This window comes from Streptomyces sp. NPDC045022, from assembly GCF_056432605.1.
Map to the genome: position 1 here is coordinate 40492 of NZ_JBWKIR010000018.1, position 20085 is coordinate 60576.

Consider the following 20085-nt stretch of genomic DNA (forward strand, 5'->3'; position numbering starts at 1 on the left):
TACGGGCTCGCCCGTCAGGGTGAACTTCCAGGCGAGCCCGAGGCAGAAGCGGAGGCCCCGTCCGACGGGGTCTCCGTCGGCGTGCAGGTCACCGAGAACGGCACTCCGTCCGACGTGGTCCGCACCGGACCGCGCACCTCCACACTGATCTCGTTCTCGATCGTCCCGCCGGCCGGACCTTCGGGGTATGCCGTCACGGTCACCCGCACCTGCTCGGTCCTCCCGCCGCCGCCCGCGAAGGACAGCGTCTTCCACCCCGGGTCCGACACCGACCCGTGTGCCAGTACCCACCGGTACTCCACCTCCGCGGGCAGCCGCCCCACCGTGAACGTCGCGGTGAACGCGGGCGCCTGAGCGGCCGGCGGCGGACAGGTCCCGGAGTACGTCGTGTGCGCGCCCGTCAGGGCGACGTGCACGGACTGGGCCGGCTCACTGCTCGCCGAAGCGCTGCCGTGCGTGGGCGGGGGCGCGTCGGTGCCGGAGTCGGTGGTGCTGCCCGCCGTGGGGGAGCGCGCGCCGCCGCTCGCCCGGCCGGTGCTCGCGGTGTCCTTCCCCTTGCCGCTGCCGCTGCCGCTGCCGCTGTTCTGGTGGCGCAGTGCGTACGTCACCCCGGCCAGCGCCAGGACGGCCGCGAGCACGCCCACGACCAGGACGAGGGCGGCATGCCGGCCGCGCTCCGGCCGCGGACCCGGCTCCACGGCCGTGGTCGCGGGGTCCGGGTGCCCCATGGGCAGCGGCACCGGGGGCGTGCGGGACGGCCGCGACGGCCGGTCCTGCGACGGCCGGGCCGCCACCGTCGGAGCGTACGGTGACGCCACGGGCAGGGTGCCCGCCCCGGGCGCCCCGCCCGCCGCGACCACCCGCAACTCCCGCTCCGCCCGCTCGGCGGACAGCCGTTCGGCCGGATCCTTGCGCAACAGCCCGGCGATCACCGGCGCGAGCGGCCCGGCCCGGCGCGGCGGCGGCAACTCCTCGTCCACCACCGCCCGCAGGGTGCTCAGCGGGGTGTCCTGCCGGAACGGCGAGACGCCCTCGACCGCCGCGTACAGCAGCACACCCAGCGACCACAGATCCGACTCGGGCCCCGGCGTACGCCCCAGCGCCCGCTCCGGCGCCAGGAACTCGGGCGAGCCGATCACCTCACCGGTCATGGTCAGCGCGGAGCTGCCCTCGACCGTGGCGATCCCGAAATCGGTGAGGACCACCCGTCCGCCGTCGGCGAGCAGCACATTGGCCGGCTTCACGTCCCGGTGCAGCACCCCGGCGGCGTGCGCGCCGCGCAGCGCGGACAGCACCTCGGCACCGATGTGCGCGGCCGACTGCGGGGTCAGGGGCCCCTCCGCCTCCAACTGGTCGGCGAGGGACGGTCCACCCACCAGCTCCATCACGATCCAGGGCCGGCCGCCCTCCATCGCCACGTCGTACACGGTGACCACGTTGCGGTTCGCGACCCGGGCCGCCGCCCACGCCTCGCGTTCCAGACGCGCGTACATCCGCTCGACGTCCGCGGTGGGCAGCCCGGCCGGGGCCCGCACCTCCTTGACGGCCACCTCGCGGTGCAGCACCTCGTCACGGGCGCGCCACACGGTCCCCATGCCGCCCTCGCCCAGCGGGGACAGCAGACGGTAGCGGCCCGCGATCACACGTTCACGGGGCTCTTCGGACACAGGCGCCCCCCAAGGCATCTCGCGCGAATTCTCCACAAAAGTAACTCAGCCGAGCGCGGATACGGCCCCCTTGAGCACCAATCCGGTGCCCAGTGCGACGACGACCAGCGCGGAGGCGAGCGGCAGGGTCCGGCGCACCAGGGCGGCCACGGGGTGCGCGGTCCAGCGCGGGCGCCGCTCCAGCACCCGGGTCACGCCTGACCCCAGCCGGACGACGGCGAACCCGGCCGCGGTGAGCGTCAGCGCAAGACCGGCCCCGTACGCCACCACGAGCAGCAGCCCGAACCAGGCCTTGCCGAGTGCCGCGGCACCGACCAGGACGACCACGGCGGAGGGGCTGGGCACCAGACCGCCGGCGAACCCGAGCAGGATCGTGCCGCGGAGGGTGGGCGCGGTGGGATGCGTGTGGGTGTGGCCTCCATGGGAGTGCGTGTGGCCCCCATGCGTGTGGGTGTGGCCTTCCTCGTGGGTGTGGGTGTGTTCTCCACGGCTGTCGCTGTCGCTGTGGCTGTGGCTGTGGTTGCGACTCCCATGGCTGTGCTCCACACCGCCGTGGTGGTCATGGTGGTGGCCGGATCCATGGTGTGCGCCCACACCGGCCAACTGGCGCCGCTCGGCCTCCTCCCGCGCGTCCGCACGGGGATGCACATGGGCATGGGCGGCGTCATGGGCTCGGTTCCGCCAGGCCCGGCGTACGAGGTTGGCGCCGGCCAGCAGCACCAGGGCGCCGCTCGCGATGCCCAGCCAGGCGATCACCGAGGGCGTGGCGGCGGAACCGGCCGTGACGAGCAGGCCCAGGGCGACCACGCCGAGGGTGTGGGTCACCGTGACCGAGGCGGCCAGGGGCAGCACGTCCCGCATGCGGGCCCCGCCCCCGCGCGCCGCCGCCGTCGCGGCCATCAGGGTCTTGCCGTGGCCCGGGGCCAGGGCGTGCATCGCGCCCAGGCCGACCGCGACGAGCAGCGCGAGCGCGGCGAAACCGACGGTGAGGTCATGGCGGGCCACGAGGTCGTCCAGGGCCCGGGTCCAGCGATCGGCACCCCGGGGCAGCACGCCGGCACCCGGGGCGTCCTGGCGCTCCGCGGCGAGTGCCGGGCCGCCGGGGCGCACCCGCAGGGAGGCGGCGGTGGTGTCGGCGGGGGAGGACAGCAAGTCCTTGGGGTACGTGGTCAGTTCGTGCGAGAGCGACGTCCTCGGCACGTCCGTCGCGCTGAGCGTCATCCGGTCGCCGCGCGCGGTGATCTCCCGCCAGCCGGGCCCACCGGTCGCACCGGCGCTGCGGAAGCCGAGGGACACGGTGCCCCGGGGGAGCGGAGCGGTCAGCCGGCACTCCACCCGGAGGGTGTTCAGGCCGGCCTGACCGGGACCCGGGCGCGCGGTGCCGCCGACGGCGGTCAGGCGGGCCGGACGCCCGCCGATGGTCAGTCTGCTGTCCTCGGCGGCCCGGGCACACCGCTGCCGGGCCCAGGCGGTCAGGCCCAGCCGGTGCAGCTCGGGTTTGGCCTGGGTCGCCGGGATCTCGGCGAGGTCCTCCACATGGTCGACGCGCAGCTGTCCGGGAGCGGCGACCAGACCGTCGTAGCGGTTGACGGTGAAGTTCCCGAGGGGATGCGCGTCGGCGGTGCCGGCCGGGAGGAGCGCGAGGGAGCACATGGCGAGGAGGACGAAGAGCAGACGCGGCTTCACTTCGTGGCCTCCAGAGCCTTGCGGGCCCGCGCGGCACCGAGCGGGGAGAAGCCGGAGTTCAGTTTCAGGGCCGAGGTGAGCGAAGCGCGGCCGGCCGTGCGGTGGCCCGTGGCCAGCTCCAAGACACCGCGGTGATAGAGGAATGCGGCGTTGCGGTAGCCGGTGGCCGTCGCCCGGCGGGCGTATGGCAGGGCCTCGGCGTCGCGGCCGACGGCGTGGAGCGCCCAGGCGAGGGCGTCCGCCGTGTGCACGGTGTGCCTCCGGGCCCATTCGGCGCGGGCAGCCCGCAGCGCGGCCGCCCGGTCGCCGTGGTCGGCGGCGGCCAGCGCGGTGTCGAGGTCCGCGTCGACGCCGTTGGCACGGGCCAGGGCGATCCAGGTGTCCACCAGGGCGTACTGCTGCCGTGCCCGCGCCCGGTCGCCGGCCGCGCCCCGCGCCTCGTACAGCTCCCCCAGTTCGACGAGCGGGCCGGGCAGCGGATACCGGGAGACCACCGCCTCCATACCCTTGATCGCCGTGGCACGGTCACCGCTCGCGGCCTGTGCCCGGGCCCGGCCCTCCAGCGCCGGAAGGTAGCCGTCGTCCGCGGCGAGGGCGCGGGCGTAGTAGGTGAGCGCCGACTTGTCGTCGCCCTGGTTCCACGCGAGTTGGCCGAGCTGCGCGGCCACGTAGGCCGTGTCGCCCGGCGAAGTGGCCGCGGACAGCGCCTGTTCGAGGACCCGGCGTGCGGTGGTCACGTCCCCGCGCAACTCGTGCACATAGGCGTACCGCGTGAAGACCGGCACGCCCGGCTTGCGCGCGTCGGCGGTCTCGGCGGCCTTCGACGCCTCGGCGTACCGGCCGAGTTCGACCAAAGCGTCGATGCGCAAGGACAGCGCGCGCTCGCTGTACGGGTTCTGCCGCAGGGCCTGGTCCGCGTAGGTCAGGGCGTTCCCGAAGTCGTGCCGGGCCGCGGCGAGGGCGGCACGGCCGGCCAGCGCCTGGTCGTTGTCCGGGGCGAGCGACAAGGACCGCCGCAGTGCCTGCTCCGCCTGCGGGTACCGGGCGGGGTCGCCCTTGGTGCGCGCCTGTTCGACGTAGGCCAGCCCGAGGGTGGCCCAGCTGCCGGAGTCCTTGGGCTGGGACCGCAGATGCGCCTGCAGGGCGGCGATGCCCGCGTCCAGGTTTCCGCCGCCGAGGACACCGGGGTCCACGGCGCTGGAGGCGGCCGGCACCGTAGCCGGCGCCGGATCCGCGCCGAGGGCGATCGCGCCCCCGGTCAGCGCGACCGCCAACAGCACCACGCACCCGGCGAGTCGCCCGGCCCGCCAACGCCGTCCGACGGCACCGGCCCGGCGAACGGCGGCCACACGCTCGTCCGGCCCGGAGCACACGTGGTCGTCCGGGCCGGACGGCCCGCTTGTGTGGGAGGTGGAGGGCACGGCATCGTCCGAGCTGGAGGGACCGCCTGTGGCCGAGCCGCCGGAGGGGACGTGTGCGCCGACAGCCGAGGCGGAGGCATCCGACGCCTCGGCCTCGGCTGCGTCCGGCTCCGTGCTGCTCACCCGCCGCTCGCCGGTGTCGTCGTCATTCGTACGCGGGGACATGCCCTCTCCTCGGTCGCCTGGTGATGTCGAAGGGGGAAGGCGCGGCCCGCCGTGGGGGAGGGGAATACGGGCCGCGCCGGTCTCGGTGGGGTGCGGGTGTCAGTACGCGCGCTGCATGCGCCGGCGCCACCACGCGAAGGCGGTCCCGATCAGCAGGATCCCGGCTGCGCCGGAGGCCGCCGAGGCGGCCATCAGCATGGTGTCGTCCGACCCGCCCGAGGAGGAGCCGGCCGGCTGCAGGGCGTCACCGAGCTGGCTGCGCACGTCCGTACCCGCGGTCGTACCCTTGGCGAGCCGTCCGCGTGAGCCGGCCGTGGGCTCGGCGACGTACGGGAAGTACTTCTCGAACTTCTTGTCGTTCTCGTCGACCGCGTCACCCAAGTCGTTCTTTGAGCCGACCAGTTCGCCCTCGACGACCTGCAGCGCCTCGTCGATCACGTCGTCGGTGAGCCGGCGCCCGTTCGGGAAGCCCGCGTTGTCACCGTCCAGCACGCCCAGCCGCTTGGGATGCATGCTCGGCATGATCGAGGTGTTCAGCCGCAGTTCCTCCGAGGGCTTCCCGTTCGGCGGCTGGTTGAGGCCCTTGACGCCCTTGAGGAAGACGTCGACGAGGTCGTTGCGCGGCTCGGCGGGCGCCTTGATCTTGTAGATGGACTCGATGAGTTTCGGCAGCTCGGGGTTGGTGACGTTCTTCAGGAACTGCCCGTCGTACGCCGGCTGCGACGCGTTGAACTTGTCCTTGTCCTTCTGCGGGTTGACGACCTCGTTGACCAGCGGGTTGCCGAGGCGCGAGACCTGCGCGTAGTAGCCCTGCGCGTTGCGGCGCTGGGTCGTGGACCAGATGCCGACGACGGGCTGGTGGGAGGACTCGCGGATCAGGTCGTTGGGCACCTGGAGGGCGATGGTGTTGACGTTGTAGCCCTTGAGGGTGTCCCGGCCGACCTCGCTGAGGTTCCCCCCGTACAGCAGGTCGAAGACGCGCAGGTCCAGGAAGAACGGGTCGTCCGCCTGCCCGGCGAAGGTCGTGGTGCCCCCGGCCGTCTTGTAGACGGCCTGCGAGCGCAGCTTGCCGTAGTCCGGCATGGACGCCTTGCCGACGTTCGACGGCGCCACCGGGACGTCGTCGGCGACCTTCGTCCGCGACACCTCGTGGTCGTTCTTCAGCCGGATGAGGTCGAGGTCGTAGGTCTGCGTGATGTTGAGGTCCGGGTCGGCCAGGTTGCTGACCGGGCCCGTGTTGTACAGGAACGTGTCGCCGTTCTTCGTGTGCGTCTTGAAGGTGTAACGGAACACCAGCTCGCCCTGCGCGTCACCGTTGTTGTCGATGTGCAGGTCGTACTGCGCGTCGTCAGCGAACGTGTAGAAGTTCGGACCGCCCGCCGGGTCCTCGAACGGGATCCAGTTGGCCACGATCGTCGTCGTGTCGGGCTTGTCCGGGCTGACGAACGCGTACAGGTCCGTGTTGTCGTACTGCGGGGTGCCCGAGATCAGTGGGGCCTCCCGGTGGGAGGAGGCGGAGGCCGCCCCGGGTGCCAGCGTGGTGACGCCGGCGGCTGCGAGCCCTCCGGCGGCCAGGGCCCCGCAGATGAGCGCGACCAGACCCGAGCGCCCCGCACCGCTCCTGGAGTTAAGAGGTGTCATGCCGTCCGTCCTCAGTGCCGACTTGCCTTTGACGGAGGGGTATACGGAGCGGAGCCGCCGATCGGTTTGGTCGGACGGAGAAAAACTTTTCACGGCCCGCGACCCGCGTTTTCGGCCCGCTGATCCGTAACTTCTCGGGGAGGTGTGTGCGGTGCGGATGCGCGGTGCGCGAGGAAGGGCCGGCTGCGGTCACGGAGACGGGGCCCGGATGGCGGCCGACGAGCTGCTGGTGCTCGTGGCGGGCGGCGACCAGAGGGCCTTCGAGGAGCTGTACGGGCTGGTGTCCGGGCCGGTGTTCGGGCTCGTGCGGCGGGTGGTGCGCGATCCCGCCCAGTCCGAGGAGGTCGCCCAGGAGGTGCTGCTCGAACTGTGGCGCTCCGCCGCCCGGTTCGACCCCGGCCGGGGCAGCGCCCTGTCCTGGATCCTCACCCTCGCCCACCGCCGCGCCGTCGACCGGGTGCGCAGCGCCCGCGCGGCCGGCGAGCGCGAGCAGCGGGAGGCGCTGCGGGCCGGGGAACCCGCGTTCGACCAGGTCGCCGAGGAGGTGGAGGCGGGCCTGGAGCGGGAGTGGGTGCGCCGTTGCCTGAACCGGCTCACGGCCCTGCAGCGCCAGTCGGTGACGCTCGCCTACTACGACGGCTACACCTACCGTGAGGTGGCCGAGCGGCTTTCGCTGCCGCTCGGCACGGTCAAGACGCGGATGCGCGACGGCCTCACCCGGCTGCGCGAGTGCCTGGGAGGAGCCGCGTGAGCATCGTCGGCAGACTCCTGCGCCGCGAGGACCCGCACTCCCTCGCCGCGCCCTACGCGCTCGACGCCCTCGAACCCGGTGAGCGACGCCGTTTCGAGAGACATCTGGGGGGCTGCGACCGTTGCGCCGCCGAGGTGCGGGCCCTGGCCGAGGACGCGGTGCGCCTGGCCTGGTCCGCGGCGGCCCCCGCGCCCGCCGCCCTGCGCGACCGGGTGCTGGCCGCCGTCCGCGCCACCCCGCAGGAGCAGGCGCCGGGCCGGGAGCGCACGCCCCAGCTGCCGCCGCACGTCTGGGGCGCCCAGCCCCCGCCGGGCCGCTCCCGTACGCCCCGGACACGTCCGCTGTTCGTGCCGTTCGCCACGGCCACCGCCGCGGCGGCCCTCGTGGTCGCCTCCCTCTTCGCGGTCCAGGCGAACCGCACCGAGGACCGGCTCGGCGCGGAGCGGGCCCGCTCACGTGAGATCGCCCACGTTCTCGCCGCGTCCGACGCCCGCGCCACGAGGAGCGAGGACGCGCAGGGCCGCGGTATCGGAGTGATCGCTTCCGCGTCGGAGGGGGAGGCCGTCGTCACGCTCAGCCGATACGGCACCCCGCCCGGTGGACGTGTGCACCAGCTCTGGCTCATGCGCCCCCGCGCCCAACCCCGCTCCCTCGGGCTTTTCACGGGCGACACGCCCTTGGTCGCGAAGGGGCTCGACAAGTCCTCGACCTCACTCGCCGTAACCATCGAGCCTGACGGCGGATCAGCCCAGCCCACCAGCCGGCCCATTGTCCAACTCACCCTGAAATCGGTCGGATTCGGAGCGTAGTCAACGTGGGATGGTCAACCGCCTTACAGGGAAGGTGAATCCTGTGCCCGAGATACACGCGTGCCCCGATGGGGCGATAGGGTTACCCTGCCCGGGCCGGGTGGACTCGTACGGGTGGGGAGTGACATGGAGCAGATAACAGTGCGCAGCAGGGCCAGGGTCCCTGCGATCACCTGCGGGAGCAGCGCGACCAGTTCGCGCCTCGACCGCCATCTGTCGGTACTGGCGGGTCCCGCCATACCGCAGCGGGAGACGGTCGAGGCGACCTCGCTGATGCGTGAGCTGACGGCGCGTGACGCGGCGCACGAGCGCAGCGACCGCGGCACCCGGGTCAGCCGCGTCTCGCTCTTCGCACCGCTGCGCAGGCTGCGCCGCACGCTCTTCGGCGGCCACTGAGCCTCACCCAGCGGTCACCGGGCCCTCTCACCGACCCCCGTCACCGAGCGAACCGGCGCCCCCGGAGCCCTGTCCGGGGTGCCCGTGCTCAGGCCGCCACACCGTCCCGGCGTAGCACTGCGATCTCGCCGTCCGTCATCCCCACGGCACGCAGCAGCGCCTCGGTGTGCTGCCCGAGCGCGGGCACATCGCCCATGCGTGCCTCGTCCCCGCCCGGCAGTGTGACGGGAGGCAGCAGCGCCTTCAGCGGTCCGACCGGCGACCCCACCTCACGCCACCGCTCCCGGGCCGCCAGCTGCGGATGCTCGGCCAGCTCGTGCAGATCCCTCAGCCGCGCACAGGCGATGCCCGCCTTCTCCAGCCGGGCCAGAGCCTCCTCGGCCACCAGTACGCCCAGCGCACCCGCGACCAGCTCGTCGGTCCGCTCCCGGTGCGCCACCCGCGCCGCATTCGTCGCGTATGCCGGATCCATCCCCAATTCCGGGCGCCCTATGACCTGTTCGGCCAGTCGCCGCCACTCCCGGTCGTTCTGCACCGACAGCAGCACCCGCCCGCCGTCCGCCGTCGGGTAGGCGTCGTACGGCGCGATGACGGCGTGCGCGAGCCCGGTGCGCACCGGGGGCTCACCCCCGTGCATCGCATGGTGCAGCGGGTGCCCCATCCACTCGGCGAGCGCCTCCAGCATGGACACCTCCACCGGGCCGCCCCGCCCGGTCGTCCCGCGCCGGAGGAGGGCCGCCAGCACGCCGGAGAACGCGTACATGGCCGCCGCGATGTCCGCCGCCGGGATCCCCGCCTTGACGGGCTGCTCGGGCGTCCCCGTCACCGACACCAGTCCCGCCTCGCACTGCACGAGCATGTCGTAGGCCCGCTTGTCCGCGTACGGGCCCGAGCCGCCGTAGCCCGAGATGTCCACGGCGATCAGCCGCGGGTGCGCGGCGCACAGCGTGGCCGCGTCGAGCCCCAGCCGGGCGGCAGCCCCGTGGGCCAGGTTCTGCACGAACACGTCCGCGTCCGCGACCAGCCGCCGTACGACGTCCAGCCCGCGCGGGTCCTTGAGGTCCAGGGCGAGGGACTCCTTGCCGCGGTTGCACCACACGAAGTGGGAGGCGAGTCCGGCGGCGGCGGTGTCGTAGCCGCGCGCGAAGTCGCCGCCGTCGACGCGCTCCACCTTGATGACCCGGGCGCCCAGGTCGGCGAGCTGCCGGGTCGCGAAGGGCGCGGACACGGCCTGTTCGACGGCGACGACGGTGATGCCCTCCAGGGGCAGGGGCAGATGATCCATGGGCTGGATCATGTCCCGTGACCGGCGGGTTTGTCAGTACCGGTCACCGCTCCCCGTGGGTGTACCGGCGTACGGCGAGCGGCAGGAACACCGCGCTGAGCGCGAGACTCCAGATGAGCGACCCGGCGACCGGGTGGGCCACCGGCCAGGCGGAGTCCGCCGGGACCGGCGCATTGCCGAACAGATCCCGCAGGGCGGTGGTCACGGCGCTGATCGGGTTCCACTCGGCGAGCGTGCGCAGCCAGCCCGGCAGGTGGCCCGTCGGGATGTACGCGTTGGACAGCAGCGGCAGCACGAACGAGGAGGCGCCGAGCTGTCCGGCGGCGTCCTCGCTGCGGGTGAGCAGCCCCAGGTAGATCCCGGCGCAGGTGCAGGCGAACCGGAAGAGCAGCAGCAGCGCCACGGCTCCGGCGGCCTCGAGCGCGGACCCTTCGATCCGCCAGCCGACCGCGAGCCCGACGAGCAGCAACGGCACGGTGCCGACGGTCGTGACGACGAGGTCCGCCACGGCCTGCCCGAGCGGCACGGCGGCCCGGCTCACCGGCATCGTGCGGAACCGGTCCATCACGCCCCGGTGGGTGTCCTGGGCGGCCTGGAACATCCCGGTCATCAGCCCGCCGGCGGCCGTCGCGACGAGCAGCCCCGGCACGAGGAAGGAGCGGTACTCGCGGCCGGGCATCGCCAGCGCGCTGCCGAACACATAGCCGAAGAACAGCAGCATGTTGACCGGCATCATCTGGGTCAGGATCGCCAGGCCGGGATTGTTGCGGACCCGGCGAAGCTGCCGTCCCGTCATCGCGAGTCCGTCGTACACCGGTGCGCTCATGCGGCAGGCTCCTTGCTGTCGGCGGGCTCCCCGGTGAGCCGCAGGAAGACGTCGTCGAGGGTGGGCGGCCGGATGCTCGCGTCCAGCAACGGCACGCCCGCCGCGTCGAGTTCGCGCACCAGGCGCGGGAGGGTCAGGGTCGGGTCGGTGGTGACCGCGCCGACCGCGTCGCGCTCACGGTCGAAAGCGGGCTCGCTGCCGGTGAGCCGGTCGAGCACGGCCGCCGCCTTCGGCAGCGCCTCGGCGTCCGCGACCACCGCCTCCGCGTACGACCCGACGAGCGCCTTGAGTTCGGCGGGCGAGCCGGTGTGCGCGACCCGCCCCCGGTCCACCAGGGCGATGTCGTCGGCGAGTCGATCGGCCTCCTCCAGGTACTGCGTGGTCAGCAGCACCGCCGCCGAGCGGGCCCGGGCCCTGCCGTGGTCGGAGGACGAGGAGAACGCGGTGCGCATCGCCTACCTGGGCAGCCAGATCGCCTCCGGCGCGTATCCCAGGATGGCGGCGGCGTTCATGGAGGACGCGGGTCCCATCGATCTGGACGCGGTGTTCGAGCGGGCGCTGGAACGGGTCCTCGACGCGTTCGCGCCGCGCTAGCCCGGCAGGTACGCCGGGCGCGGGTCGCGGTGGGCCGGTCGCGTGGTTCCCCGCGCCACTGGGCTGGTTGCGGCGAGGCCGCCTCGCTCGAACGGGGATCGCCATGGGCGACACGTCACCCGCCGGTACATCCTGGCCGGCGGCCTGCCGGATGCCGGGCCGCGTCGCGGGTGTCGGGGCGCCGGTCGTGGGCCCCGTCGTCCGGCTCGGATCAAGCGCATGATGCCCGTCCGGGGCCCGGAGGCAGCCCCCAGCCGCCGTCAGAGCAGCGCGAACTGACCGTCCGGACCCTCCTCGCGGTGGTCCAGGACCGAGGCGGGACGGCGGGACGGCTCGGGTACCGGAAGGACGCCCGCCTGCCGCAGGTCGCTCGCCGTGACCGATGACGTCACCCGCAAGCCGGCCCGCAGGGGCCGCAGTTCCGCCAGCAGGGCCAGGACCGTGATCAGCTCCAGCAGCTCCGACGTCCAGGCCTGCGGCCAGGCCGCCGGGCGGATCGCGCTGAGGGTGCCCGGCTCGGCCGGGGTGGTGCGGACCGCCAGCCAGGCCGCCAGGACCCGGACTCCGGCCACCTCGTAGTCCCAGGCCTCCGGCGGGACGGGGGAGATGCGGCCCTCGTCGAGGTGCAGGGTCTCCTCGTCGCGGTCGTAGTGGAGCGTCAGGGGCCGGCTCGGCAGGGGCGCGCGGACATAGGGGCGGCGGCCGCCCGGCAGCTTGGGGCGTTCGCCGTCGCGGCGCAGCAGCCAGAGCATCCGGCGGCCCCACTCCACGCCGGAGGACCACAGCCCCAGGTCGTCGGTGAGCGGGACGGTGAGGTCCGGGCGGACGGTGGCCAGGATCCAGGCCAGTACGTCGGGTGCCGGGGGGCGGTCGCCCAGGCGGGCGGACAGGTGGTCCAGCAGGCCGGGCGCGAGGTTCGGTTCCCTGCCGCCGGGGCGCCGGTGCAGCGGACGGACGCGGCCGGCGCGCAGCGTGGGCAGCAGCGATGTCGCCAGCAGCGGAGCGTCGCCGTCGCCCGTCTCCACCGTGAACACCTGGTGCGCGTCCGCCACCCGCCACAGCTCCGGGCGGGCCGCGTCGATCAGCCGGTGGTCCGGGATGAGCCACTGCTCGTCGAAGGGCGCCGCCAGGACCCGTACCGGCTCCGCGCAGGGCCCCTCGGCGCGCGCGAGCCGTTCCGTGCCGGTGGACTGACCGGGCAGCTGGCCCACGGCCGAGTCCGGTGTACGGGCGCGGGTCGGCTCGAACAGGGCGTGACGGTCGGGTCCTTCGGCCTTCAGCAGGGCGTCCCAGCGGGCCTTCAGGGAGGCCGGGTCGGGTGCCGTCGGCCAGGTGCGGCCGGGCCGCAGCGGTGCGACGGACCACGGCATGAGGTCCGCCAGCAGCGGAGCGTCGTCGTGCGTCACGCAGGGCATGGTACGGCCTGACCGGTGCCCCGGATCAGGTCGCTTCCAGCGTGACGGTGAACGAGAAGCGGTCGCCCCGGTAGTGGATGACCGCGACGTCCAGCACCCGGCCGCGAGTGTCGTACGTGACGCCCGTGTAGTGCAGGATCGGGCTGAGCAGCGGGACCTGGAGCAGCCGCGCGGTGTCCGGGTCCGCGAGCCGGGCCTCCACGGTGTCCGTGATCCGGCTGATGTCCGCCTTGACGACATCCCGCAGGACCTTCGTCATCGGCCAGCGGACCAGGTCCTCCGGGTCGATGAGCGCGGCGAGTTCGGGGCGGACGTGGTTGACGGCGTGATTGGTCGGCTCGCCGGTCTTCTCGTCGCCGCGCAGCCGGTGGTACGTGGCCACCTCCGCGAGGTCCGGGAAGTACTCGGCGATCCCGGCGGGCACCGGCGCCTGCCCGTGGTCCAGCAGCTCGGTCGTCATGCCGGACTGCTGGGCCACGATCGCGTCCACCGAGCCCAGCAGCCGTACGGGAGCCCCGCGCCGGACCCCGGGCTCGATGAACGTGCCGCGCCGCCGGTGCCGGCTGATCAGCCCTTCGTCCTCCAGTTCCTTCAGCGCCTGCCGCATGGTCAGCACGCTGACGCCGTAGTGCTCCGCCAGCTGTTCCTCGGTGGGCAGGCGCAGCGGGTCCTGCGGTGAGCGGCCGAGTATCGAGGCGCGCAGCGACTGCGACACCTGATACCAGAGCGGCAGCTTGCGGTTCAGGACGATCGAATCCGGGGCGAAGGAGGTCACGCGGCTATCCGTACCTGTCGGGGCCGGGTCAGCGCAATGGACGGAAGTGGCGCTCCAGACCGTGCCACACGTCGTCGTAGCGCTGCTGGAGATGGTCCGCGCCGGCCGCGTGCGGGGTGAGCGTCACCGGCCAGCGGGTCTCGAACATGAACGCCAGACCGTCGTCGACCTTCTGCGGCCGCAGCTCTGCCGCGCTCGCCCGGTCGAAGGTCTCCCGGTCCGGACCGTGCGCCGACATCATGTTGTGCAGCGAGCCGCCGCCGGGCACGAAGCCCTCCGCCTTCGCGTCGTACGCGCCCTCGACGAGTCCCATGTACTCGCTCATCACGTTCCGGTGGAAGTACGGCGGCCGGAAGGTGTCCTCGCCCACCAGCCAGCGCGGCGCGAACACCACGAAGTCGACCCCGGCCAGGCCCGGGGTGTCCGACGGGGAGGTCAGGACCGTGAAGACGGACGGGTCGGGGTGGTCGTAGGAGATGGTTCCGATCACATTGAAGCGGCGCAGGTCATAGACGTACGGCACATGGTTGCCGTGCCAGGCGACCACGTCGAGGGGGGAGTGGTCGTAGGTCGCCGTCCAGAGGTTGCCGCAGAACTTGTTCACCACCTCAACCGGGCCCTCGATCTCTTCGTACGCGGCGACCGGCGCCCGGAAGTCCCGGGGGTTGGCGAGCCCGTTGGCGCCGATCGGGCCGAGGTCCGGGAGCTGGAAGGGAGCCCCATAGTTCTCGCACACATAGCCCCGGGCGGACTCATCCAGCAGCTCCACACGGAAGCGCACCCCACGTGGAATCAGCGCTACATATGCGGGCTCCACATGGAGGCGGCCGAACTCGGTGTGCAGCAGCAGCCCGCCGCGTTCCGGCACGATCAGCAGCTCCCCGTCGGCGTCCGAGAAGACCCGCTCCATCGAGGCGTTGGCGTGGTACAGGTGCACGGCCATGCCGGTGCGCTGGGTCGCGTCGCCGTTGCCGCCCAGGGTCCACAGGCCGGCCAGGAAGTCCGTACCGGCCGGCGGCTCGGGCAGCGGGTTCCAGCGCAGCCGGTTGGGGTCGGGCACCGTCTCGGTGAACGGCGCCGTGCGGATCGCGCCGTTGCCGGTGCGGGTGAAGGCCGGGTGCGCGGCCGACGGGCGGATCCGGTACAGCCAGGAGCGGCGGTTGTGCGCCCGCGGTTCGGTGAACGCCGTACCGCTCAGCTGCTCCGCGTACAGGCCGAGCGGCGCGCGCTGCGGCGAGTTGCGGCCCTCGGGCAGGGCGCCGGGCACCGCCTCCGAGGCGTGTTCATTGCCGAACCCGGTCAGATACGACAGTCCCTCGGCGGTCTTCCGCGCGTCCGCGCCCATGCTCGCTCCCTTGCGTCCAATTCCTATGTAACACCGTAGGAATGCGCGGGGTGGTGCGCAAGAGGTCCCCGCGTACTCCGTCCGGGGGACGAGGAGAACCAGACTTCAGGGGGATTCGAGGGGCCGGAACGTTGTCCTAGTCTCCGGAGCATGTCGTGGACGTCGAGGACGCGCAGATCCGTCGCCGCGCTCGCGGCCTGCGTCCTGCTGTCGTGCGCGGCGGCGGGCTGCGGGACCGGCGAGGCGCACGAGCGCGGGGGCACGCTCTCGCCCTCGCCGGTGGGCAAGGTCCTGAACGACACCGACGAGACGGGCCGCCATCTGCGCGAGGTCGCCAGGGAGGGGGCGCCGGACGTCGGCGTGGAGGTGACCGCGGACTCCGGCGGCTGGGACGTCCGGCTGACCTTCCGCCACTTCCGCTGCTCCGCACCCGGCGCCGAGCCGACGGCGGTCACCGGGCGCGGGCTCGCCCACCTCTTCGTCGACGGCCGCCGGGTGGCCCGGCTGCGTGCGCCCGAGTACCACCTGCCCGAGCGCCTCGTCCCGCGCGGCACCCATCATGTGACCGCGCGCCTGTACGCCGACGACGGCACCGTGTGGGCCGTGCGCGGCAAGCCGGTCCAGAGCACCGCCGACATCACGGTGTCGGACGCGGAGGCGGGGGCCGGGGAGCCTTCGGCCGGGGCCGCGACGCTCGTCGCCGGCGAATGAGTGCAACAGCCATCCTTCTCCGTACTGTCGGGCGAGGTTCACCCGACCACGGCGGAGAGGCATCATGAAGCCCGTGCCCCACGCGACATCCCTCCGCCGCGCGCCCGTGCAGCGGCGCAGCGCCGAACGGCTGACCAGGATCCTCGACGCGTGCGCCGAACTCCTCGACGAGGTCGGCTACGACGCCCTGAGCACCCGCTCGGTCGCCCTGCGCGCCGGCGTGCCCATCGGTTCGGTCTACCGGTTCTTCGGCAACAAACGGCAGATGGCCGACGCCCTCGCCCAGCGCAACCTCGAGTGGTACACCGAGCGCGTCACCGAGCGGCTGAAGGAGGCCCGCAAGGGTGACTGGCGGGCCGCGATGGACGCCGTCCTGGACGAGTACCTGGCCATGAAGCGCACCGCTCCCGGCTTCTCCCTGGTCGACTTCGGCAACCAGATACCGGTCGGCGCCCGCCAGGCCGAGCCCAACACCCGGGTCGCCGACCGGCTCACCGAGCTGCTCTCCGGCTACCTCGGCCGCACCCCCGACGAGGATCTGCGCCGGGTCTTCCTGGTCGCCGTGGAGAGTGCCGACACCCTGGTCCAGCTGGCCTTCCGGACGGACCCGCGCGGGGACGAGGCGATCATCGGCGAGACGCGGGCGCTGCTGCGGGCGTACCTCGCGCGCGTGCTGGACTGAATCCTCGGGCCGCCCTTCGGCCTCCCAGGGGCTCCCCTCCATGCATACCGGTCGGTATGCTCCCCTGGAGTTCGTCGTGTCCGTCCGCGCCCGCCCGGCACGCCGCCGACCCTCCAGGAGGACCCGTGTCCCGCACCGCCCTGCGTATCTGCCCCCTGTGCGAGGCCACCTGCGGGCTGACCCTCACCATCGAGGGCACCCGCGTCACCCGCGCCCGCGGCGACCGCGAGGACGTCTTCAGCAAAGGCTTCATCTGCCCCAAGGGCGCCTCCTTCGGCGCCGTGGACGGCGACCCCGACCGGCTGCGCACCCCGCTCGTCCGGGAGAACGGCACCCTGCGCGAGGCCACCTGGGAGGAGGCCTTCGACGCGGTCGCCGCCGGCCTGCGCCCCGTCGTGGAGCGGCACGGCCCGAACGCCGTCGGCGTGGTCCTCGGCAACCCCAACGTGCACACCATGGCCGGCGCCCTCTACCCGCCGGTGCTGCTCGGCGCCCTGCGCACCCGCAGCCTGTTCACCGCCTCCACGGTCGACCAGATGCCCAAGCACGTCTCCAGCGGGCTGCTGTTCGGCCACGCCGACGCGATACCGGTGCCGGACCTGGACCACACCGACCATCTGCTCCTCATCGGCGCCAACCCCCTGGAGTCCAACGGGAGTCTGTGCACCGCCCCCGACTTCCCCGGCAGGCTCAAGGCGCTCAAGGCCCGCGGCGGCCGGCTCACCGTCGTGGACCCGCGCCGCACCCGTACCGCCAAGCTCGCCGACCGGCACCTGGCGATCCGCCCCGGCACCGACGCCCTGCTGCTCGCCGCGATGGCGACCGTGCTGTTCGAGGAGGACCTGGTCGACCTCAAGGACCTCGCCCCGCACGTCCAGGGGCTCGAGGAACTCCGGGACTCCCTGACGGACTTCACGCCCGAGGCCGTAGCCGCGGCCTGCGACCTCGACGCCGGTGTCATCCGCACCCTGGCCCGTGAACTCGCCGCCGCGCCCACCGCCGCCGTCTACGCCCGCATCGGCAGCTGCACCGTCCCGCACGGCACCCTGGCGAGCTGGCTGGTCGACGTCCTCAACATCCTCACCGGCAACCTCGACCGGCCCGGCGGCGCCCTCTTCCCGCAGGCCGCCACCGACAAGACACCCCGGCCGGCGGGCCCCGGCCGCGGCTTCGCCCTCGGCCGCTGGCACTCCCGGGTACGGCGGCTTCCCGAGGCCAAGGGTGAGGTGCCCCTGTCGGCGCTCGCCGAGGAGATCGACACCGCGACCGACGAGGGCGAGCCGGTCCGCGCACTCATCGTCGTCGCCGCCAACCCGGTGCTCTCCGCGCCCGACGGCGACCGCCTCGACAAGGCACTGGGCTCGCTGGACTTCATGGTCAGCGTCGACCCGTACCTCAACGAGACCTCGCGCCACGCCCACGTCGTCCTGCCGCCGCCCCCGCCCTCGCAGAGCCCGCACCACGACTTCGCCTTCAACACCCTCGCCGTACGCAACCAGGTCCGCTACACCCGTCCCGCGGTCCCGCTGGAGCCCGGCCGCATGGCCGAGAGCGAGATCCTCGCCCGGCTGATCCTGGCGGCGAGCGGCATGCACGGCGCCGACCCGGCCGCCGTCGACGCGATGGTCGTCGACCAGACCCTCGGCAAGGCGGTCCAGGACGAGCACTCACCGGTGTACGGCCGTGACCCGCGCGAACTCGCCGCACAGCTCACCGGCGACAACGGCCCCGAACGGCGGCTCGACATGATGCTGCGGCTCGGCCCGTACGGCGACGGTTTCGGCGCACGACCCGACGGGCTGACCCTGGACAGGCTGCTCGCCCACCCGCACGGCATCGATCTCGGCCCGCTGCGCCCGCGCCTGCCGCAGCCGCTGAGGACCCGCAGCGGCAAGGTCGAGCTGCTGCCGGAGCCCATCGCCGGCGACCTGCCCCGGCTCCGGCAGGCCCTGCACGAGCGCCCCGAGGGGCTCGTCCTCGTCGGCCGCCGCCATCTGCGCTCCAACAACAGCTGGATGCACAACGTGCCCGCCCTCACCGGCGGCTCCAACCGGTGCACCGTGCACATCCACCCCGAGGACGCCGGCCGGCTCGGCGTGCGCGACGGGGAGGACGTACGCGTCAAGGGCGCCGGGGGAGAGGTGGTGGCTCCCGCCGAGGTCACCGACGCCGTCCGGCCCGGTGTGGTGAGCCTGCCGCACGGCTGGGGCCACGACCGTCCCGGCACCCGGCTCGGCCACGCCTCCGCCGCGCCCGGCGTCAACGTCAACCAGCTCCTCGACGGCAGCCTGCTCGACCCGCTGTCGGGCAACGCGGTTCTCAACGGCGTCCCCGTCCAGGTCACCGCAAGCCTGTGACCTGTACTTTCGCGCTTATTGCTCGCACGTCAACATCTTGTTAACGCCGGACGACCGCACCTAACGTCAACGCACCGCCGACACCCAGGTGGGATGTTCAAGGGCGAACGTTAGGTATCCATTCATGCTGACCATCCTCGGCTTCGCCATGATCGCGACCTTCCTGGTCCTGATCATGCTGAAGAAGATGTCGCCGATCGCGGCGCTCGTGCTGATTCCCGCGCTGTTCTGCGTGTTCGTCGGCAAGGGCGCCAAGCTCGGTGACTACGTCATCGACGGCGTCACCGGCCTCGCCCCCACCGCGGCGATGCTCATGTTCGCGATCGTCTACTTCGGTGTGATGATCGACGTCGGCCTCTTCGACCCGATCGTGCGGGGCATCCTCAGGTTCTGCAAGGCCGACCCGCTGCGCATCGTCCTCGGCACCGCGGTCCTCGCCGCGATCGTCTCCCTCGACGGCGACGGCTCGACCACCTTCATGATCACGGTCTCGGCGATGTACCCGCTCTACAAGCGCCTGAAGATGTCCCTGGTCGTGATGACCGGCGTCGCCGCCATGGCCAACGGTGTGATGAACACGCTGCCGTGGGGCGGCCCGACCGCCCGCGCCGCCACCGCGCTCAAGCTCGACGCCAGCGACATCTTCGTGCCGATGATCCCGGCGCTGGCCGTGGGCCTGCTGTTCGTCCTCGCCCTCGCCTACGTCCTCGGCCGCCGCGAGCGCAAGCGGCTCGGCGTCCTCACGCTGGACGAGGTGCTGGTCGAAGAGCCGGTCGAGCAGGAGACGGTCCTCGTCAGCGCGGGTACCGGCGAGGGTGCGAAGAGCGGCGCCGGCTCCGGCAGCGGCAAGGCCACGCAGGGCGCCGGCGGTTCCGGCTCCGGCGCGGGCCTGCCGGACCGGCCCGAGGACGAGACGCTCCAGGGTCTCGCCCCGGACCGCCCCACCCTGCGCCCCAAGCTGTACTGGTTCAACGCACTGCTCACGGTCGTGCTGCTCACCGCCATGATCATGGAGTGGCTGCCGATCCCGGTGCTGTTCCTGCTCGGCGCCGCGCTCGCCCTGACCGTCAACTTCCCGCACATGCCCGACCAGAAGGCCCGCATCGGCGCCCACGCGGAGAACGTCCTCAACGTCTCCGGCATGGTCTTCGCCGCGGCCGTCTTCACCGGCGTCCTGCAGGGCACCGGCATGGTCGACCACATGGCCACGTGGCTGGTCGACAACATCCCCGACGGCATGGGCCCGCACATGGCCTTCGTGACGGGCGTGCTCAGCATCCCGCTCACGTACTTCATGTCCAACGACGGCTTCTACTTCGGCATCCTGCCGGTGCTCGCCGAGGCGGGCCAGGCGCACGGGGTCTCCTCGCTGGAGATCGCCCGCGCCTCGATCGTCGGCCAGCCGCTGCACATGTCCAGCCCGCTCGTCCCCGCCGTCTACGTCCTGGTCGGGATGGCCAAGGTCGAGTTCGGCGACCACACGAGGTTCGTGGTGAAGTGGGCCGCCCTCACCTCGCTGGTGGTCCTCGGCGCGGGCATCCTGTTCGGCATCATCTGAC

The 20085-nt window shown here is 73.0% G+C and carries 16 protein-coding genes and 2 pseudogenes; 8 read left to right on the plus strand and 10 right to left on the minus strand.

Annotation, left to right across the window (positions count from 1 at the left end):
* Positions 1-14 precede the first annotated feature (14 nt).
* The 4 genes from AC07C1_RS27775 to AC07C1_RS27790 form a co-directional block, all read right to left on the minus strand.
* Positions 15-1685 carry a serine/threonine-protein kinase gene (locus AC07C1_RS27775; RefSeq protein WP_478943289.1) on the minus strand — a complete coding sequence of 557 codons (1671 nt, stop codon included), beginning with the start codon at positions 1683-1685 and terminating at the stop codon, positions 15-17.
* Positions 1686-1712: 27 nt separating this feature from the next.
* On the minus strand, positions 1713-3353 hold the full coding sequence (locus AC07C1_RS27780; RefSeq protein ID WP_478943290.1) for a nickel transporter: 1641 nt from the start codon (positions 3351-3353) through the stop codon (positions 1713-1715).
* Positions 3350-4939 (minus strand): tetratricopeptide repeat protein, encoded by a 1590-nt coding sequence (locus AC07C1_RS27785; protein WP_478943292.1) that lies wholly within the window; start codon positions 4937-4939, stop codon positions 3350-3352. The genes AC07C1_RS27780 and AC07C1_RS27785 overlap by 4 nt, the downstream gene beginning before the upstream one ends.
* A 99-nt stretch (positions 4940-5038) precedes the next feature.
* Positions 5039-6580 carry a DUF4331 domain-containing protein gene (locus AC07C1_RS27790; RefSeq protein WP_478943293.1) on the minus strand — a complete coding sequence of 514 codons (1542 nt, stop codon included), beginning with the start codon at positions 6578-6580 and terminating at the stop codon, positions 5039-5041.
* Positions 6581-6788: 208 nt separating this feature from the next.
* Between AC07C1_RS27790 and AC07C1_RS27795 the strand changes: the two genes are divergently transcribed.
* From AC07C1_RS27795 to AC07C1_RS27805, 3 genes are all read left to right on the plus strand, one after another.
* Positions 6789-7331, plus strand: a complete 543-nt coding sequence (locus AC07C1_RS27795) for a sigma-70 family RNA polymerase sigma factor (RefSeq protein ID WP_478943295.1) — start codon at positions 6789-6791, stop codon at positions 7329-7331.
* A complete protein-coding gene (locus tag AC07C1_RS27800) occupies positions 7328-8140 on the plus strand; it encodes an anti-sigma factor (RefSeq protein ID WP_478943297.1) in 813 nt (270 codons plus the stop codon). Before AC07C1_RS27795 ends, AC07C1_RS27800 begins: the two co-directional genes overlap by 4 nt.
* 126 nt (positions 8141-8266) lie before the next feature.
* Positions 8267-8536, plus strand: a complete 270-nt coding sequence (locus AC07C1_RS27805) for a hypothetical protein (RefSeq protein ID WP_478943299.1) — start codon at positions 8267-8269, stop codon at positions 8534-8536.
* Between the two features lie 88 nt (positions 8537-8624).
* Here the strand turns inward: AC07C1_RS27805 and AC07C1_RS27810 are convergent, their stop codons facing one another.
* The 3 genes and pseudogenes from AC07C1_RS27810 to AC07C1_RS27820 form a co-directional block, all read right to left on the minus strand.
* The gene (locus AC07C1_RS27810; protein WP_478943301.1) at positions 8625-9821 is read right to left on the minus strand and encodes a CaiB/BaiF CoA transferase family protein; all 1197 of its coding nucleotides are present in this window, start codon (positions 9819-9821) and stop codon (positions 8625-8627) included.
* A 43-nt stretch (positions 9822-9864) separates the two neighbouring features.
* Positions 9865-10647, minus strand: coding sequence for an ABC transporter permease (locus AC07C1_RS27815; protein WP_478943302.1), 783 nt, complete (start codon positions 10645-10647; stop codon positions 9865-9867).
* Positions 10644-11045: pseudogene (locus AC07C1_RS27820) on the minus strand (ATP-binding cassette domain-containing protein); the annotation flags it as partial. The pseudogene AC07C1_RS27820 and the gene AC07C1_RS27815, both read right to left, overlap by 4 nt.
* Here AC07C1_RS27820 and AC07C1_RS27825 point away from each other — a divergent pair.
* Positions 11041-11241, plus strand: a pseudogene (locus tag AC07C1_RS27825) (TetR/AcrR family transcriptional regulator); the annotation flags it as partial. The pseudogenes AC07C1_RS27820 and AC07C1_RS27825 sit on opposite strands and share 5 nt — an antisense overlap.
* A 260-nt stretch (positions 11242-11501) precedes the next feature.
* Here the strand turns inward: AC07C1_RS27825 and AC07C1_RS27830 are convergent.
* From AC07C1_RS27830 to hmgA, 3 genes are read right to left on the minus strand one after another with little or no spacing between them, the layout of a single operon-like run.
* Positions 11502-12656 carry a type ISP restriction/modification enzyme gene (locus AC07C1_RS27830; protein WP_478943304.1) on the minus strand — a complete coding sequence of 385 codons (1155 nt, stop codon included), beginning with the start codon at positions 12654-12656 and terminating at the stop codon, positions 11502-11504.
* 25 nt (positions 12657-12681) lie between these two features.
* Positions 12682-13431: a GntR family transcriptional regulator gene (locus tag AC07C1_RS27835; protein ID WP_478943305.1), complete on the minus strand. Its 750-nt coding sequence runs from the start codon at positions 13429-13431 to the stop codon at positions 12682-12684.
* 28 nt (positions 13432-13459) lie between these two features.
* Positions 13460-14776 carry a homogentisate 1,2-dioxygenase gene (gene hmgA, locus AC07C1_RS27840; RefSeq protein WP_478943307.1) on the minus strand — a complete coding sequence of 439 codons (1317 nt, stop codon included), beginning with the start codon at positions 14774-14776 and terminating at the stop codon, positions 13460-13462.
* Positions 14777-14926: 150 nt separating this feature from the next.
* Between hmgA and AC07C1_RS27845 the strand changes: the two genes are divergently transcribed.
* The 4 genes from AC07C1_RS27845 to AC07C1_RS27860 all read left to right on the plus strand — a co-directional run bounded on the left by AC07C1_RS27845 (position 14927) and on the right by AC07C1_RS27860 (position 20084).
* Positions 14927-15487, plus strand: coding sequence for a hypothetical protein (locus tag AC07C1_RS27845; protein ID WP_478943309.1), 561 nt, complete (start codon positions 14927-14929; stop codon positions 15485-15487).
* Between the two features lie 64 nt (positions 15488-15551).
* On the plus strand, positions 15552-16169 hold the full coding sequence (locus tag AC07C1_RS27850) for a TetR/AcrR family transcriptional regulator (RefSeq protein ID WP_478943310.1): 618 nt from the start codon (positions 15552-15554) through the stop codon (positions 16167-16169).
* A 125-nt stretch (positions 16170-16294) separates the two neighbouring features.
* A complete protein-coding gene (locus AC07C1_RS27855) occupies positions 16295-18526 on the plus strand; it encodes a molybdopterin oxidoreductase family protein (protein ID WP_478943312.1) in 2232 nt (743 codons plus the stop codon).
* A 124-nt stretch (positions 18527-18650) separates the two neighbouring features.
* A complete protein-coding gene (locus tag AC07C1_RS27860) occupies positions 18651-20084 on the plus strand; it encodes a CitMHS family transporter (RefSeq protein ID WP_478943314.1) in 1434 nt (477 codons plus the stop codon).
* Position 20085: the final 1 nt, after the last annotated feature.